Origin of the sequence: Isoptericola sp. NPDC057391 (assembly GCF_042668085.1) — a bacterium.
GTDB lineage: Bacteria > Actinomycetota > Actinomycetes > Actinomycetales > Cellulomonadaceae > Isoptericola.
Genome location: NZ_JBHVBO010000025.1, coordinates 1 through 16,436, shown reverse-complemented (window position 1 = coordinate 16,436; position 16,436 = coordinate 1). Strand labels below are relative to the sequence as shown.

Below are 16,436 nucleotides of genomic sequence, written 5' to 3'. Positions count from 1 at the left end.
CACGGCCCGGGGACGGCGCCGCGGGTCAGCCGCGCAGCGGCAGGCTGAGCGTCGCGTCGCCGTCGGGCGTGACGCGCACCGGCACGCCCCAGTCCTGCTGCGCCAGGTGGCACGCGGGGAACACGTCGGGGTCGGGCTCGCCGTCCGGCCCGAGCGGGACGACGTCGCACGACGCGGCCTTCGCCGTCACGTGCAGCACGCCCTCGGCGACGTCCGGGTTGAGCACCAGGACGCGGCCCAGGTCGACGCCGTCGCCCGCGCCGTCCAGTAGCAGCTCGGGCGGGGTGGCGCTGACGCGCAGCTCGGTGGACGGGCCCCAGCGGTCGTCGAGCTTCTGGCCCGGCGCCGGCACGAAGGGCACGTCCAGCCGCAGCTCGCCCGGCGCGACCTCCGTCGCGGGGCGCGCCACGCGGTGCGCGCCGCCGTCGAGCACCCGGCCCGCGACGTCCGCCGGCAGCGCGACCCGCGTCAGCCGGTGCGCGGCGGACTCCACGACGAGCAGGTGGACGGCGTCGTCGGACGTCTCGACGAGCACGTCGCTCGGCTCCGCGAGGCCGGTGGCGAGCGTCGTCACGGTGCCCGACGAACTGCCCGCCGCCGGGTCGTACCGCCGCAGTGCGCCGTTGTACGTGTCGGCGACGACGACGCTTCCGTCCGGGAGCGAGGCCAGGCCCAGCGGGTGCTGCAGCAGCGCCTCGCCGGCCGCGCCGTCGCGGTGGCCGAAGTCGAACAGCCCCTGCCCGACGGCGGTGCTCACGTCGACCGTCCCGTCGGCCGCGGGGACGACGCGCCGCAGGGCGGACGTCTCGGCGTCGGCGAGCCAGAGCGCGTCCGCGGCGCCCGGCCCGGTCGCCGGCGCCAGCCCGGACGGCTGGGCGAACCAGGCGTCGGCGCCCGGACCGTCCTCCAGCCCCTCGTTCATCGTGCCGGCGAGCAATCGGACGGAGCCGTGACCGTCGCCCGCCACCGGGTCGAACGCCCACAGCGTGTGGTTCCCGGCCATCGCGACGACGAAGGCGCCCAGGCGCGGCGACCACGCGACGTCCCACGGGGAGCTGAGCCGCACCGTCGTCGCGGGGTACGTCGCGGCCGGGTCGAACGCGGTGGTCGACCCGACCACGTTCTCCTGCCCGCCCACCATGAACTGCTCGCCGGTGCCGGCCACCGTCCGCACGCGCCCGGTCGCCAGGTCGACGCCGCGCAGCGCGTGGTTCACCGTGTCCGCGACGAGCACGTCGTAGCCGAGCGCGGGGCGCAGCTCGTCCGGCACCCGGCACAGGCCGTTGGGCTCGCTGAACCGCGCATCGTCCGGGACGGCGTCGCCCCGGGAGTCGACGAGCCCGCGCTCCCCCGACCCGATCCGCCGCACCAGCGTCTCGCCGTCGGGCGCGAGCTCGGCCAGCGAGTGGTGGCCTGCGTCCGCCACGAGCAGGTTCCCGCCCGGCAGCGTCACCGCCTTGGCCGGGAAGCGCAGCGTGCCCGACGTCGGGGCGGGCGGCACGTACGGGCCGTCGCCGCGGTGCAGCGTGCCCTTCGCCTCGTGCTCGGCGACCAGCTCGTCGACGATCGCCTCGATCGCCGACGCGTGCCCCTCGCCGGCCATCTGCGCCACGACGTATCCCTCGGGGTCGACGACGACGAGCGTGGGCCAGGCGCGGGCCGTGTACGCGCCCCACGTGACCAGCTCCGGGTCGTCGAGCACGGGGTGGTGCACCTCGTACCGCTCGACGGCGGCGGCCAGCGCGTCGGGGTCCGCCTCGTGCGCGAACTTGGGCGAGTGCACCCCCACGATCACCAGCTCGTCGCGGTGCCGCTCCTCCAGCTCGCGCAGCTCGTCCAGCACGTGCAGGCAGTTGATGCAGCAGAAGGTCCAGAAGTCGATGACCAAAACACGACCTCGCAGGTCCGCGAGGCTCAGCGTCTTTCCACCAGTGTTCAGCCAGCGTCGACCGACTAGTTCGGAGGCGCGGACACGGGGCAGGCGAGACGAGGAAGCCACCCGGCCATTCTGCGACATCGCGTGGAGGTGACTGACACGTAGAAGCCCCCGGCGAGCGCGGCAACGCTCCCGAGGGCATGGCCGGGAGGTAGCCCGACATGCACAACCCTAGCGAAACAACACCTGTCGCGTTCATCGTGGCCGAGCGCCGTCCTTGGACAGGCAACCCGAACTGGATCATCGGCGACGATTGGTCCCGCACATGCGAGACGCAGGCCGAGGCCGAGCGGGTGGCCGAGCGCTGGCGTTCCCACGGGCAGACCCTGCCCGAGGACATCGCCGTCCTAGCCCTCGTGCCCCTCGTCGGTGGTGCCGAGTGACCCTGACCGCCCATGCGCCGACGCGCGACATCCTGACCAGCCTTGCTCGTGCCGGCTGGGGCGAGATCTCCGGCTCCGAGCACAAGGGCACGCGGGCGATGCTCCGTGCCCTGGTGGACCTCCTCCCCTACGGCTCCGGCGAGGGCTTGGTGACGGCCCCGCAGCTCGCGGATGCCTCCGGCTACTCCGAGCGCTGGGTCAGGTCGCGCCTCGTCGAGCTCGAAAAGCGCGGGCTCATCTTGTGGCGGCGCGGCGGCGTCGTCGCCGGCCGCTGCGTGCCCTCGCACGTTCGCATCGTCAAGGGTGCGGTGCTGGCCCTCGTGGGGCTCGCACGGTCAGTCAAGGATGCAGCCGTGTCGGCTCGCCGCCTCGTGACGCAGCGACGCGTCGAGGGTCTGTCGTTCGCCTTCGGCCGACGCCGCCGCGCCATCCGGAAGTCGCTGCAAGCCCCCTCCCCCTCACGGGGAAGTATCCCGACGCTTCCCCGTCGTGAACCTTCCGCGACCACGGAGTGCCAGCACGGCGAGCCGAGAGGCTCGCGGTACTGCGCCTTCTGCCGCCACGGCATACCCGCCTGACCCGCCCCAAGGAGACACCGATGACGAACAACCCCCGCCGGCCCTACCTGGACTTCAATCCGGAGCGCCAGTCCTGGGTCTTGCGCCCGCAGGCCGCTGAGACGCCTGCAACGAGCAGTCGCAGGGCGCCACGGCTGCGGCCGGACTCCACACTCGCGCCCCGTGGCTTCTCAGACCGCCACGGCGCGCCGGAGCTGGATCGCAAGAGGTTGCGGCGACTGCTCCTCATCGAGCTCCTGCGCGAGCTGCTCGAAGAACTCGACACCCGGGACGACGACTCGGAGGACGACCAGTGAGCACACGCCTCAACCCCGATTCCCGGCCCGGCCTCGCAACGTAACCACTCGTTCGCAGCACAAGACGCCTGTCAGTACTCCCTGCTTGGATTCCGTCCAGGTACCCACGAGAGGAAGCAAATGAAGCCCATCGGTTCCGTCGGCTACGAGACGGCACGGCTCACGGTCGTCACCGCGGCCCGCGAAAGCCTGCTCACAGGGGTTGCCGCCCTGGCCGCAGGCACAGCCCGCCCCGGCGTCATCATGGGGAACGTAGAGAACGAGCTCGCCGAGAAGTTGAGCGGCACGGTCGCCTCCACGGTCATCCGGAACCACGACGACGAACGTCAGGGAATCACCGAGCTTTCTGAACTATTCGGCGTGGCCGTGGCGCACCTCGCGGAGACGGTCGTTGACCTGCTTCGGGCATCCGACAAGGACCTCGCATCACTGCTAACCGAACACAACGAGCAGCCCCGTTCGGACGACTGACGCGGAGTTCGACGGCACGCCACGGCTGCACGGCGCGCCCAACCCATGTGGCCGCGGGCGGCGTTCGGCGCCTTCGAGCAGTTTCGCCCTTTCACCGGGACGCCCTGTTGGGCGCCAACGGCGCCGGCACGAGCTGGTCGTCGAGCAGCACCGCCAGGTCGGGCAGGTCAAGCCCAAGGTCAACCTCCCCGAGGACGACGACGAGGAAACCATCGCCCGCTTTATCGACCTCGCCACTCGCGGCAAGCACCATCTCGACATCGCCAACGAGGCCGGATGGTTGCGCCAGCGCCACGTCCTGCGCCTCGCGGCGGCGTCAAGGCCGGCCAAGGCCGGCCACGCCGGATGGGGTCGATCCGGGCGCTGTGCGCGGCCACTCCGTGCCCCGCCTCGGGGACCTGCGTGGTCGACTCGCCGCACGTGAAGGGATGACGGAGAAGGGCCCGCCGAGACGACGGGCGGACACGGTGGCTTCCCGTACGACGCTCGTCGAGCGGCGGGCGCGAGCATTGTCGCGGGGTGCCTGGTTGATGGTAGCGTCAAATCCGTGAGGACGACATGACAGACAGCAAGTTCGGCACCCTGGCCGACCTCGGCAACGAAGCCACCGTCGAGCAGTTCTTCGTCGCCCGGCTCCTGACAGACCTCGGCTACAAGGACTCGCAGATCAAGCCCAAGGCGAGCATCGCCGAGCTCAAGGTCTCGAAGGGCCGCAAGAGTGAGAAGTGGCGGCCCGACTACGCCATCACCGTCGGCTCGAAGGTCCGCTGGATCTGCGAGGCGAAGGGCGTCGAGGAGGACCTCGACGACTGGGTCGGGCAGTCGCAGAGCTACTGTCTGGCGCTCAACAGTTCCCAGGCAGACAACCCGGTCGAGTACTTCATGCTCACGAACGGCGTCACCACGAGGGTCTACCGGTGGGATGACGCGACCCCGGTGGCCGAGGCCTCCTTCGGCGACTTCGTAGACGACAATCGGGCCTACGCGGCGATCCGCGACCTACTCGCCCCTGGGGCGTTCAAGCCCGCGCCCGCCACGGCCCCCGCCGCCACGGGAGAGCACATCCTCCGTCGTCGCTCCGTGTCCGATCTGAACTCCGACTTCGCCTGGGCCCACAGACTCATCTACAAGCGCGACAACCTGAGCTACAACGCGGCCTTCATGGAGTTCGTGAAGGTCATATTCCTCAAGCTCCACTCGGACCGCGAGGCCCACGCCGACCCCCACAAGAGGGCGCTCGACGACCATTCGACCGTCGTCCCGGCCGAGTCCGTGAAGTTCTCGACGGCCTGGATCAAGTCCCGCGAGGCCGACACTCCGAGCCCGCTCGACTCGATCCTCTTCCAGAAGCTGCTGAGCGACTTCGAGATCGCCATCTCGAACGGGCGCAAGAAGCGGATCTTCCCGAAGGGCGAGCGGCTGCTCCTCTCGCCCGACACCCTGCGGACACTCGTCGATCGACTTGAGCACGTCGACCTCATCAGCATCGACGCGGACCTCAACGGCCGCATGTTCGAGACCTTCCTCAACTCGACTCTCCGCGGCAAGGCGCTCGGCCAGTACTTCACGCCGCGCAGCGTCGTGAAGCTCGCGACGGGCCTCGCCCAGCTGCGCGCGGACGACCAGCACGTCGACAGGGTCATCGACGCATGCTCGGGCACGGGTGGCTTCCTCATCGAGGCCCTGGCCGACATGTGGGCGAAGCTCGACGCCAACACGTCCCTGTCGAACAAGCGCCGCGAGGAACTACGCATGCAGGTGGCGGAGCAGTCGCTCATCGGCGTCGACGTCGCCCGCGATCCGGCGCTGGCACGCATCGCGCGGATCAACATGTACCTGCACGGTGACGGAGGGACGAGCGTCTTCCAGCTCGACTCCCTGGACAAGAGCGTCGCGAGCAACCCGACCGACGACCCCGAGATCGTCCAGGAGAAGGCGGAGTTCAAGCGCCGCTTGAAGCAGGCCCAAGCGGCCGCCGACGGAGCGCAGCCCCGGGGCCTCGCCGATGTCGCGCTGACGAATCCACCGTTCGCTAAGGAGTACAGCCGCGACGAGGAGGGCGACGCGAAACTGCTCGACGAGTACGAACTCTCGTACGACACGAGCGGCGGCGCGAGGCGTCCGCTCAAGTCGCTGAGCTCGATGGTCATGTTCCTGGAGCGCTATCACGACCTCCTCGGACCGCGCGGGCGGCTCGTGACGGTCGTCGACGACAGCATCCTCGGCGCACCGAGGCACCGGCGCGTGCGCGAATGGATCAGAAGGAATTGGATCGTTCGCGCGGTGATCTCGCTGCCCGGCGACGCATTCCAGCGCTCGCAGGCACGCGTCAAGACCTCGCTCATCGTGCTTGAGAAAAAGACCTCCGTGGACGAAGTCCAGCCCGACGTGTTCATGTACTACTGCTCCTGGGTGGGCATCGACGACCCGTCGCGGGCTCGGATCCTGCCGGTGGACGCCGAGAACCGCGAGAAAGCGCGCGACGAGATCACCGAGGTCAACGCGCTCTACAGGGCATTCCAGGCGGGAGCGCCCGAGGCCAAGGCGTGGACTGTGAGTGCCTCGGCGATCACGGATCGCTTCGACGTCAAGGCATGCCTGCCGGAGGCCGAGGCCAGGGTTCCCGACTGGGAGGCCGCGGGCTTCACGATCCAGCCGCTCGGCGACCTGCTCGAACTCGCGGTGACTGTGGAGAACAGCGCCGAGCGCGAGATCGACACGTCCGAGACTGAGGATCTCGTGACCTACCTTCGCGTCCGGTACGACGGGTTCTGCGAGGCCGGCGACGAGGTCTCCACCGCCGACATCGCGAAGCAGACCCTCACCCGCGTTGAGACCGGCGACATCGTGTTCAGCCACATCAACGCCATCCACGGCGCGGTCGCCGTCGTGCCTGCGGAGTTCGACGGCCTGGTCGTCACAAGCGAGTACACGGTGTGCCGTCCAAGCACCGACCTCACGGCGAGCGTCCTTTGGGCACTCGTGAGGTCGCCCGAGGCACGGGCCGAGATGCTCCTGCTCGCGACGGGCATCGGACGCACCCGGGTGCGCTGGGACGAGCTCAAGAAGCTCCGGCTTCCCGTGCCGAACCAGGACGTCCGCGAGCGGATCGACGATGCGGTGCAGCGCGCGAACCAGGCCGAGGACGACATGCGCAGGCTGCGGGCTGAGGCGAACCGGACGGCGTCGATCGAGATGCTCCTCGACAGCGAGCGTTCGCGCTCGATCATCGCCGCGTTCAAACCGCCGAGGTAAGCCATGACCGACATCGACGTGTTCCTCAGGGACGCTGCCGCGATGGCCGGGTCGACGGTGGATGACGTACTCGCGCGCGTCCTGCACGTCGAGGACGGCATGCTCGCGGCGGTCGTCGCGAGCATGGACGAGGCCACGCGAGGGCTTGTCCTGCGTCTGGACCGTGAGATTCGGGTCCGCAATCCGGGCCTGCACTACGTGATGCGCGGCATGTACGTCGGGTATCGACGCGAGGAAGCGGTCCGGTCGCCGTACTCGCCGAAGGGTGAACGTTCGCAAATCTTCCTGAGCGTACTCAAACACCGATCGCAGCTTGAGGTGGTGCTCCCGGTCAACCCGGACAGCATCGGTTCGATGGCCAACGCCCACGACCTCCGCGGCAAGGGCCACCACGGCGTCGGCGACGTGCAGATCTCCTTGCGCGACGAGCGGGACCTCGACCGCTTCCTCACCAACTTTGGCTACTGGCTGACGCCTCGTGCCTCGGCTCCGACCGACTGACGGACCCGGGGGATGACCCCCTGCGCTTCGCCTCACCCACCGCCATGTCTTAGCACCCCGGGTTCTGCCACGGTTTCCAGGGCGTCGTAACGCCGTGGGATGTAACACCGGTGGGTCGTCACGCCCCCGCGTGGGAGGTGTGACGGCCCGCCGGTCATACTGTCGCGGCCTTCCGCCGCTGCCTGTAGAGCTTCTGGCGGCACCGACTGGAGCAGGTCAGCCGCTCACCATTCGGGTTCGCTGCCCTTCGGTCCACGTCCTCCAGGTCTGCACCGCAGACGAGGCACGGACGGACCCCTGGCCCCACGGCGACTGCCCGGAGGGCAAGGTCGACCCTCGCCTGCTCTCCCGGTGCCTGTCGGGCATCCTCGCGGGCCTCGCGGTAGGGCTGCATGACGTCGGCATGGATCTGGGCGAACGTACCCAGAGGATCGGTCTGGCGGAACGCCCGGCGGGGTCGGGTCTGGGTCACGCTGCGTGCTGGATCTCGGCCGTGAAGACCGGCTCGTAGGCAGGCGCGGCAACGACGTGCTCGTAACGGGTGGTCGTGGACTCGACGGTCACCCGGACGGTCACCTTGTGGTACTCCGGGGTGACGCCCGTCTGCCCGTTGGGCAGGGGGACCGGGTCGCGGTGGAAGCCGGACGACAGGAGGTCGACGGCGACGACCCGGCCGGCGGAAGTCGGCTGGTGCAGCAAGTCCTCGACGCCTCCGAACAGCTCGCTCGTCTCGAACGTGAGGACCGCCGTCGCGGTCCTCAGGTCGCCGTTCGTCGTCACCGACTCGACCTTGCCGCCGCGTGCGTACCCGCCGCGCAGGCGGCCGGCGAGGTCTTCCGCGATGCGCTTGTTCGGCCCCGCGGCCACCTCTGCGATGTAGGGGACGGTCGGCTGGAGCGTGACGCTCATGTTCGCGGACGTGGCTCCAGCAGCAACGGAGATGCCGCGCTTCTGGAGCGCGTCGGCGAACTCGTCGACGCTCAGCTCGCGGTGCAAGCCGGTGCGCTTGTACGTGACCGACACCTTGCCGGAGTAGCCCTGACCCCACGTCGCCCTGGTAGCCGGCTTGGGCTGCACGACGTACAGGTGCGGGACCTCACCGTCCGTGGGGACCGTCGCGACGGCCGTCGTGGGGATGCCCAGGACGTCGTTCAAAGCACCCGCCACGGTCTCCGCGAGGATCGGCCGGAACGGCGCGGCAGCGTGCGCCGTGGCTGCGCGCTTGTCTGCACCGATGGCTCGCAGCTCTGCCAGCTCCACGGCGGCGTGAGCCGCCGCCAGCGCCTCCGGGGTCAGCGTCGCGTTCCCCGCCATCGCGGACGACTTCATGCCCGACAGCGACTCGCGGGCCGTGGTGAGCTGCTCGACGGCGGCGACCGCTTCGGCGCGGGCCGCGCTGGCAGCGGCGGCGTGCTGCTCGAACTTGTCGGCGGTCGTGTTCTTCATCTTGGTGGTGCTCAACTCGTACTCCTTGTTGGTGATGGCCCGCCGGGGTCGTCGGCGGTGGTTTGGGATGGGTGAGGTCAGTAGTCGGGGCCTCGGTGGCGTTCGATGTACCGGGCGGCCCATCGCTGGAGCGGGGGCGGGACTTCCTGCCAGTCGCGGACTTCGCCGGACTGAACCATCTCGACGTAGTTCTGCATCTCGGGGTTGCTCTCGAACGCCTCCATCGGGACGTCGTCCCTCATCGCGCGGTCGTGGAACCCCTGGTGCCGTGCCTCGTCCTTGGCCCGCTTCGCGGAGGTGTAGAACTCCGGCGAGTAGGTCGGCCTACGCGGGGTGCCGTGCGCGTCACGGAGCCACGCGATGCGGTCATGCTTCGCCCGGTCGTCGTAGTTGCTGGCGTAGCCGAGCGCGGACCACGACGACAGGAGGTTGCCGTGACTGTCGGTCGGGTACGGCGGCAGCTCGACGACGGCGTTGTGATGCTCGGTGGCGTTCACGCACGGGCAGGCACCGGCGATAAACTCGTGCGTGTTGTTTACCGTCCCGGACAGCCCCGGCGACGGAGCCGCGCCAGCGGCGACAGGCGGGGGTGCGCCGGCGTGCTGGTGGTCAGCCTGGTTCCCCGCAGGCCGACCTTCGGTCGACCTGCCGGCTGTCGCTGTCGCTCTGCCGGCCGCCGCTGTCGCCTTCGGCTCCAGCTCGGTCTCATCATCGAACGACGGAACTATCACCACCTCGCCGGTGCTCAAGGTGACCTCGGCGCCGTGGATGACTATGTCGCCGCTGCTGCCAGTAGAGGTGTTGGTGGGGGGACTGGTACTTACTCTGGTCGTGTCCCCCTCCGGGAACAGGGGGTGGGTAGCTACGGAGACACCCCTGTCCCTGCACGGGGACACCCCCTCGCCATCGGGAACCCGTCCCCGTCCGGTGACACCCCCTGCCTGTCCCTCTGGTGCGACAGGTCTCGGGATGCTCAGGTCGTACACGTTCGAGCGGCCCGGACGTTCCTCGACAAGGGTGATCCACCCCGCCTTGGCACCGAGCGTGCGCCACTTGAGCCACGTCTTGCGGGAGCAGCCGACTCGCCCGGCCATCGCGACGTCGGACACGAAGACGCGCCTGCCGTCGATGTCGGCGTAGGTCGCCATGAGCGCGAGGACACCGATCGCCTGGAGCGGGAGTCCGGTCTCGCCGGCGCGCTCCCGCAGCTCGTGCTCCCACCGGAAACGGAAGGGAGCGGGCTTGCTAGGCATCGGGAACCCCCATCCGGACGAGCCAGGCGTCCGAGGTCACACGGATGTCGTCCAGCTCGCACCCGTCCGCCAGGAGCTTGTAGGCCATCCGCAGACCGTGGGCGTACCCGTGCAGCCAGCGTTCTGCCATCGCCTCGCCGTCGGGCTCGACGGCCTTCCTCGTCGCCGTTCGGTTCGGCAGCTTCTTCTTGGTCTTCTTCCTGCTCACTCGCGCTCCTTGTCGTCTCGGCGCAGGTGCTCCCAGTGCGCGGGCCAGCCCATGCCGAACGCGTCGGGGTCGTCGTCGTAGGCATCTGCCGTGACGAACCAGATCGGGGCGCCGAGCGGGTTCATCTCTCTCATGTCGCCGCCGGCCCCAGGGAGGTTCGACTGCGCGGTCAAGGGCACGTTCATGCCCGTGCTGTCGCAGGAATGGCGGACAGAGCCGAGGCCAGCTCGTCGAGGTCTACACGGACGAGGCGCGGGCCGATGCGGTAGGCCGTGACGGTATTTGTCAGCGATGCGGCGACGGATGGTCCGCACGCTCACGCCGTACTTCTCGGCGGCGACGGACAGGGTGACCAGGTACTTCTTCAACGGGTACTCCCAGGGCAGGGCGCACATCCTGGTGCGCACGTGTGCTTCCTGGGGATCGCAGCCCGTCGCGGCTGCACGTTCCGAGGCGGACCTGACCTACCTCGGCGTCGGGCGTCTCTTACCCGACTCGGTCGTGGGGGCAAGGTGTCGAGGCATCCCCGCTCGAACCACCCGCCGACGAGTGCTACCCGTCGGCCCGCGAGCTCTCACCTCGCACTGCGCTGCTCCAGGACACCCGGTTTGACATCTTGTGCCCGGTGTGCCCTGGCATGTCAAACATTACACCTAGTGTCCTGACGGCCGCGTGAGACCGACATCTTTCGCCAGTTCGCACGCGAGGCGAGTCGTTGCTCCACACGAGATGCTCTCGCCGGAAGCAGGCCACCCGCTCGACGCTGGCTGGTGGCGACACCGTGTACTTTGGCTGCTGCGGGGCAGGCCAGAGAGAACGACGGCACCGGGAACGCCCCGCCGAAGTGAGGACCACATGGCCAACGGCGGCGAGTACCGGGTGCGAGACGGCGCGCGCGAACGCTGGATCAACCAGTGCGAGGACAGCCAGCACATCTCCAGAAGTTATGGCAGGTTGCACGACCCGAGCGGCGGAGACCAACCCTTCGGCCGAAGCGGTGCCCGCGACCAGATCGCGCGCAGCCAGGGTCTCGGAGGGGTGGATAGTGCCAGTTAAACCCATTGACTTCGCACTCGATCTGCTAGACAGAGCCGAAGAACTTGCTAACTTTTCGGGCGACCAATCTAAGACAGTGGCAGGCGTAAAGATTGACATCCTTCGCTCTGCATGGGTGTTCGTCGGGGCCTCGATCGACACGTACTTTCACGAGCGAATTAGGCGCACAATGCTCCAAGACATGAGCCGGCAGGCGCGAAAGTTCGAAGTCCCGCTGGGTGACGTTGATGACATGGTTGCCCTGTTTCTCGCAAGTCGCGAAAAGTCGCGACCCCGAGTCAAGCTCGGAAACATCATCCACCAGGCACTCCTTAAGCAGACGTTTCAAGGGTCCGCGAATATCGAGCGCGCATTTGGACTCCTGGGTCGAACTCAGTACTGGAAGGAGATCTCTGCGCGCCTTGGCGAGCCAGTGGAGGAAATCAAGTCGCGACTAAACGCCCAGTACATGCGGCGAAACAAGATTGCACACGAGGGGGATTACACGCGCCAGAGCCGACCGCAACAAATGGGGCATGAGGGCCTAACACGAAAAGAAGTTGACGCCGAGATTACATGGACCCGAAGGTTTCTGGAAGCCGCGGACACTCTCTAAACCAGCACCGACCCCAGTTTCCTTCCGCGAGCCAGCCCATGGCCGACCGAACGAGTTTGACCGATCTACGTTCTTCACTACTTCCGCCTTCTAGCAGACCATTCCGGTCGCGGCACATTAGGTTCAGCTACTCCTCCGATTTGGCCTTGCGGCGTGCGCGAGCATCAGCCTTCTTGATCGTCTCCGCCTTCCTGCCAGGGTGCGGTGCGGGCTTCCCGTCCCCGGGCCAGGTCGTGCCGTCAACAAAGGTGATGACACCACGCTCGATCGGCAGGAACCTGGCGCCCCGGTACGGAGCCCGGTAGACATCAACGCGACGTACGAGCGTTTCGATCAGCTGCCGTCGGACGTCTGTGTCGAGCTCGTCCCAGGCTTCGGCGAGGTACTGCAAGTCCTGGAGTGCATCGACCGTCAGCTCGACGCCGGCCCCACACTCCGCGAGTGCGAGCTCAGCGGCCGCGACGGCGGCACGCAGCCGTGGCATTTCATCGGCGGCTTCTTCCTCAGACAGGACACCGATCACCGCAAGTCGGCGCGCACGTGCGAGCTCTGCCTTGGCGACTTCAATGGCTGCCGCCTTCGCCTGGCGTTCGGCTCGAAGTCCTTCGTCAGCCTCCCCCGCCCAAACTGTGAACGCAGCCCGTGTAACGGGGTCGTTCGGGTCGAGGCCCGAGACGAAGATGAGAGCTCGCCCAATGACGTACTCGTCCATGTCCTCGACCGGGCACGTAAACCCGCCGCACCGGCCAGCACCGAGCGTTGCGTTTCCACATCGGTACGACTTCTTCGTCCCGGCGCCGCTCCGGACCGCCAGCTCGCCGCATTCAGCACATCGCAGCCGTGACCCGAGCAAGGACTGGTGCGGTTTCCTGCCGCTAGCGCGCCCGTCGGACTTCACGGTACGCCCATCGAGCCGGGCAAGGATGACTGCCCGCTCATCCGGCGTGATGACACCCTGCCCGACGCTGACCGGATCGCCCGTCTCGACCGACCGGTAGACCTCAGCCACGGCGGGCCATCCGCCCTTGGACCCGTCGTTGTTGACCGCTCTGATCCGAATGCTCTGGAGGCCGGCCCAGCCCGGGGAGCGCACCAACGAAGACAACGTCGGGATGCGCCACTTCTGGGGCTGGCTCTCGACGTCAAGGTCGAGCCCTCGCGCCTTACGCACGACGGTCGATCCCCAGGGCCTGCCGGTGGGCAGTGTGACCTGCCTTGCGTTCAGATCCGCGACCACCGCGTAGAACGTCGCCCCTGCCAGCAGAGCCTCAGCCGCCTTCCGCGCCTCGGGGTAGGTGTCGGGATCATGTTCGAGGCGCCCATCGGACGCGACCCTCAGCCCCCACGGGGGCTTGCCTCCGAGCCACAGCCCGTCCTCCCGTCGGTACCGCTTGGTGCGCGCGACGTTGTCTCCCAGCTTCTCGGAGTACTCCCGGGCGATCTCGCCACGGATGATGATGTTCAGGCGCTGGTTCGAGTCACCGGTGTCGGTGCCGTCGACACCGAGGATCCGCCGCCCGGTGGCGGCATGCCGGGAGAGCATTGCGCCGAGCGTGTCCGACCCACGTCGATCAGCCCGGTCAAGCGCCCACACGATGATCGTGCGGAATCGGTCACCTTCGTCGAGCGCGGCCAGAGCCGCCTCCCACCGAGGTCGCCGCTTCCCACTCCGAGCGCTGGCACCTGTGCCCTCACGCTCCCGGTAGACCTCAACGACGTCGAGCCCTTCGCGCTCGGCGAGGGCTCGCGCCTCTCGCTCCTGCTCGTCCAGGGTTCGGTTGGTCCCAGCTTTGCCGCTGGAGCGCCGGACGTAGATCGCGGCGGCGCGTTCGGGATCGGTCACGGACCCATCCTAGGCAAGATCGTGCTAACGTTCACGACGTCCAGAAGTCCAGGACGACGACCTTGCCGCGCAGGTCGGCGAGGGCGACGTCGCGGCCGCCGGTGTTGAGCCAGCCGCGCCCGACCAGCTCGGAGGCGCGGACTCGGGGCAGGCGGGAAGAGGTGGTCACCCGACCATTCTGCGGGGTGCGTGGAGCAGTCGTGGTCGCGGCTCTGCGGGGTGCGTGGAGCAGTCGTGGTCGCGGCGGACCGAGCGGCGCGACCGGGTCAGAGCGCCGTGACCGCTCCGACGACCGTGACCTGGACGGGGACGCCGTCCACCTGGGGCGGCACGTCCTTGCGCGCGCTGAGGGAGACGACGTTCACCTGCAGCACCCAGTCCGTCTCGTCGCCGCGCTGGGCGAGCCCGACGCCGCACACCCCCTCGACGCTCTCGAGCGCCTCGCGCAGGGCGGGCTTGGCGGCGCGTGCCTCGTCGATCGTGACCATGGAACACCTCCGACCCCTCCATTGTGCGCCACCCGCCGACAGCACCACAGCCCAGGCGTCGTGACCCGCGCCTCGCGGGTGTCCCGCCTACCGCACGGCCGGCCCCTCGATCTGCACCGGACCCTGCGCCGACCGACGCTGGATGCGCAGGTCGAGGGTGCTCCTCGACGTCGGGGCGACCGCGAGCTGCGCCTCGCCCTCGCCGGTGTCGATGGCGCGCACGTGCAGGTGCCCGTCCTTCAGCTTGATCGCGAACTGGCTCGTCCCCGCGACGAACCGCACCTCCCGGTCGTCGTCGATCACCGTGGGCCCCAGGGGCAGACTCTTCATGAGTCCAGCATCGTCGATCGCGACGACCGCCTCCACCACCGCTGGTCGACAGTACAGATTTCTGTGTACCGTCGGTCCTGTGGCCACCGTCCCGCTCCGCCCCGTCCCACCCGCCCGGCGCGCGCTCCTCGAGCGCCGCGTGCGCTGGATCGTCGCCGCGACGATCACGTACAACGTCGTCGAGGCGGTGGTGGCGATCGCCGCCGGCCGGGCGGCGTCCTCGGCGGCGCTGGTCGGCTTCGGCCTGGACTCCGTGGTCGAGGTGCTGTCGGCGGCCGCCGTCGCGTGGCAGTTCGCGGCGCCCGACCCGCACCGTCGTGAGCGCACCGCGTTGCGGCTCGTCGCCGTGTCGTTCTTCGGGCTCGCCCTGTTCGTCACCGTCGACTCCGTCCGCACGCTGCTCGGCACCACCGAGCCGGACCGCTCCCCCGTCGGGATCGCCCTCGCCGCGGTGAGCCTCGCGATCATGCCGTTCCTCTCGTGGGCCGAGCGGCGCACCGGCCGCGAGCTCGGCTCGGCGTCCGCCGTCGCCGACTCGAAGCAGACCCTCATCTGCACGTACCTGTCCGGGGTGCTCCTGGTCGGGCTCGTCCTGAACGCCACGCTGGGCTGGTCGTGGGCCGACCCGCTCGCCGCGCTCGTCATCGCCGGCTTCGCCGTGCGCGAGGGCGTCGAGGCCTGGCGCGGCGACGCCTGCTGCTCACCGGCCGGCGCGCTCCTCGCAGGCGACGACGGGTGCGACGACGACGGGTGCGACGACGACTGCTGCGCTGCCCGTGACGGCGGGCCGGCCGGTCCGCGCTGACCTCGCGGGATCTCGTACCACCTCGGCACGACCGGCACTACCTCGGCGGACGGGACGGCCGCGCGACGCCGCCCGGCCCGGGACAAGATGGGTGCCATGAGCACCGAGATCCCGTCCCTGCCCCTGAACAACGGCACGTCGATCCCGCAGCTCGGCTATGGCGTCTTCAAGGTCCCGCCCGAGGAGACGCGCGAGCTGGTGCTGACCGCCCTCGAGGCGGGCTACCGCCACCTCGACACCGCGCAGATGTACCGCAACGAGCGCGGGGTCGGCGAGGCCATCGCCGCGGCCGGGCTGCCGCGCGACGACCTCTTCGTCACCACCAAGCTCAACAACGCGTTCCACGAGCACGACGCCGCCCTGGAGGCGTTCGACCGGTCGCTCGAGGAGCTCGGCCTCGACCACGTGGACCTGTTCCTCGTCCACTGGCCGCTGCCCGCCGTCGGGCGGTTCGTCGAGGCGTGGGGCGCGCTCGAGGAGCTGTACCGCTCAGGCCGGGCCCGCGCGATCGGCACGTCGAACTTCCAGCCGCACCACCTGCGCCGCGTCCTCGCCGAGGGCACCGTCGTGCCCGCCGTCAACCAGGTGGAGATCCACCCATGGTTCGGCAACGAGGAAGTCCGCGCGTTCGACGCCGAGCACGGCATCGTCACCGAGGCCTGGTCCCCGCTCGGCCGGGGCCGCGTGCTGGAGGACCCGACCCTCGCGCGCATCGCCGCCGAGCACGGTCGCACCCCCGCCCAGGTGGTGCTGCGCTGGCACGTGCAGCGCGGCGACGTCGTCTTCCCCAAGTCCGCGACGCCGTCGCGCATCAAGGAGAACCTCGAGATCTTCGACTTCGAGCTCTCCGGCGACGACATGGCCGCCATCACCGGCCTCGACCGCGGCGAGCGCATCGGTTCGCACCCGGACGAGATGAACGACACCGGCCGCTGACGAGAGCGTTGTGGGTGCGATCGTGGCCCTGTTGCGATGGAGAACAGGGCCACGAT

The 16,436-nt window shown here is 69.2% G+C and carries 18 protein-coding genes; 8 read left to right on the top strand and 10 right to left on the bottom strand.

The window, feature by feature from the left end; all coding sequences use genetic code 11:
- Positions 1-25: 25 nt before the first annotated feature.
- Complete coding sequence (locus ACFUVW_RS05895) at positions 26-2,017, bottom strand: NHL domain-containing thioredoxin family protein (RefSeq protein WP_430570417.1); 1,992 nt, start codon at positions 2,015-2,017, stop codon at positions 26-28.
- Between the two features lie 80 nt (positions 2,018-2,097).
- Between ACFUVW_RS05895 and ACFUVW_RS05890 the strand changes: the two genes are divergently transcribed.
- From ACFUVW_RS05890 to ACFUVW_RS05875, 4 genes are all read left to right on the top strand, one after another.
- Positions 2,098-2,319, top strand: a complete 222-nt coding sequence (locus ACFUVW_RS05890; protein WP_430570416.1) for a hypothetical protein — start codon at positions 2,098-2,100, stop codon at positions 2,317-2,319.
- The gene (locus tag ACFUVW_RS05885; protein ID WP_430570415.1) at positions 2,316-2,897 is read left to right on the top strand and encodes a hypothetical protein; all 582 of its coding nucleotides are present in this window, start codon (positions 2,316-2,318) and stop codon (positions 2,895-2,897) included. The genes ACFUVW_RS05890 and ACFUVW_RS05885 overlap by 4 nt, the downstream gene beginning before the upstream one ends.
- Positions 2,898-2,917: 20 nt before the next feature.
- On the top strand, positions 2,918-3,193 hold the full coding sequence (locus ACFUVW_RS05880; protein ID WP_430570414.1) for a hypothetical protein: 276 nt from the start codon (positions 2,918-2,920) through the stop codon (positions 3,191-3,193).
- A gap of 120 nt (positions 3,194-3,313) precedes the next feature.
- The gene (locus tag ACFUVW_RS05875; RefSeq protein WP_430570413.1) at positions 3,314-3,664 is read left to right on the top strand and encodes a hypothetical protein; all 351 of its coding nucleotides are present in this window, start codon (positions 3,314-3,316) and stop codon (positions 3,662-3,664) included.
- A gap of 91 nt (positions 3,665-3,755) precedes the next feature.
- Here the strand turns inward: ACFUVW_RS05875 and ACFUVW_RS05870 are convergent, their stop codons facing one another.
- Positions 3,756-3,959, bottom strand: coding sequence for a hypothetical protein (locus ACFUVW_RS05870; protein ID WP_430570412.1), 204 nt, complete (start codon positions 3,957-3,959; stop codon positions 3,756-3,758).
- Positions 3,960-4,222: 263 nt separating this feature from the next.
- Here ACFUVW_RS05870 and ACFUVW_RS05865 point away from each other — a divergent pair, with 263 nt between their 5' ends.
- Both ACFUVW_RS05865 and ACFUVW_RS05860 read left to right on the top strand, forming a co-directional pair.
- Complete coding sequence (locus ACFUVW_RS05865; protein WP_430570411.1) at positions 4,223-6,919, top strand: N-6 DNA methylase; 2,697 nt, start codon at positions 4,223-4,225, stop codon at positions 6,917-6,919.
- A gap of 3 nt (positions 6,920-6,922) precedes the next feature.
- Positions 6,923-7,420 (top strand): hypothetical protein, encoded by a 498-nt coding sequence (locus tag ACFUVW_RS05860; RefSeq protein WP_430570410.1) that lies wholly within the window; start codon positions 6,923-6,925, stop codon positions 7,418-7,420.
- Between the two features lie 468 nt (positions 7,421-7,888).
- Here ACFUVW_RS05860 and ACFUVW_RS05855 read toward each other — a convergent pair whose 3' ends face one another.
- From ACFUVW_RS05855 to ACFUVW_RS05820, 8 genes are all read right to left on the bottom strand, one after another.
- Positions 7,889-8,881, bottom strand: coding sequence for a hypothetical protein (locus tag ACFUVW_RS05855; protein ID WP_430570409.1), 993 nt, complete (start codon positions 8,879-8,881; stop codon positions 7,889-7,891).
- Positions 8,882-8,943: 62 nt separating this feature from the next.
- Complete coding sequence (locus ACFUVW_RS05850) at positions 8,944-10,119, bottom strand: hypothetical protein (protein WP_430570408.1); 1,176 nt, start codon at positions 10,117-10,119, stop codon at positions 8,944-8,946.
- Positions 10,112-10,327, bottom strand: coding sequence for a hypothetical protein (locus tag ACFUVW_RS05845; protein WP_430570407.1), 216 nt, complete (start codon positions 10,325-10,327; stop codon positions 10,112-10,114). The genes ACFUVW_RS05850 and ACFUVW_RS05845 overlap by 8 nt, the downstream gene beginning before the upstream one ends.
- Positions 10,324-10,734 (bottom strand): hypothetical protein, encoded by a 411-nt coding sequence (locus ACFUVW_RS05840; RefSeq protein WP_430570406.1) that lies wholly within the window; start codon positions 10,732-10,734, stop codon positions 10,324-10,326. Before ACFUVW_RS05840 ends, ACFUVW_RS05845 begins: the two co-directional genes overlap by 4 nt.
- Before the next feature lie 1,371 nt (positions 10,735-12,105).
- Positions 12,106-13,821 (bottom strand): recombinase family protein, encoded by a 1,716-nt coding sequence (locus ACFUVW_RS05835; protein ID WP_430570405.1) that lies wholly within the window; start codon positions 13,819-13,821, stop codon positions 12,106-12,108.
- Between the two features lie 31 nt (positions 13,822-13,852).
- Complete coding sequence (locus tag ACFUVW_RS05830) at positions 13,853-13,990, bottom strand: hypothetical protein (protein WP_430570438.1); 138 nt, start codon at positions 13,988-13,990, stop codon at positions 13,853-13,855.
- A gap of 97 nt (positions 13,991-14,087) precedes the next feature.
- Positions 14,088-14,309, bottom strand: coding sequence for a hypothetical protein (locus ACFUVW_RS05825; protein WP_429735454.1), 222 nt, complete (start codon positions 14,307-14,309; stop codon positions 14,088-14,090).
- An 87-nt stretch (positions 14,310-14,396) separates the two neighbouring features.
- The gene (locus tag ACFUVW_RS05820; RefSeq protein ID WP_430570404.1) at positions 14,397-14,639 is read right to left on the bottom strand and encodes a hypothetical protein; all 243 of its coding nucleotides are present in this window, start codon (positions 14,637-14,639) and stop codon (positions 14,397-14,399) included.
- Between the two features lie 79 nt (positions 14,640-14,718).
- Between ACFUVW_RS05820 and ACFUVW_RS05815 the strand changes: the two genes are divergently transcribed.
- Complete coding sequence (locus tag ACFUVW_RS05815; RefSeq protein WP_430570403.1) at positions 14,719-15,444, top strand: cation diffusion facilitator family transporter; 726 nt, start codon at positions 14,719-14,721, stop codon at positions 15,442-15,444.
- A gap of 96 nt (positions 15,445-15,540) precedes the next feature.
- Positions 15,541-16,380, top strand: a complete 840-nt coding sequence (locus ACFUVW_RS05810) for an aldo/keto reductase (protein WP_430570402.1) — start codon at positions 15,541-15,543, stop codon at positions 16,378-16,380.
- Positions 16,381-16,436: the final 56 nt, after the last annotated feature.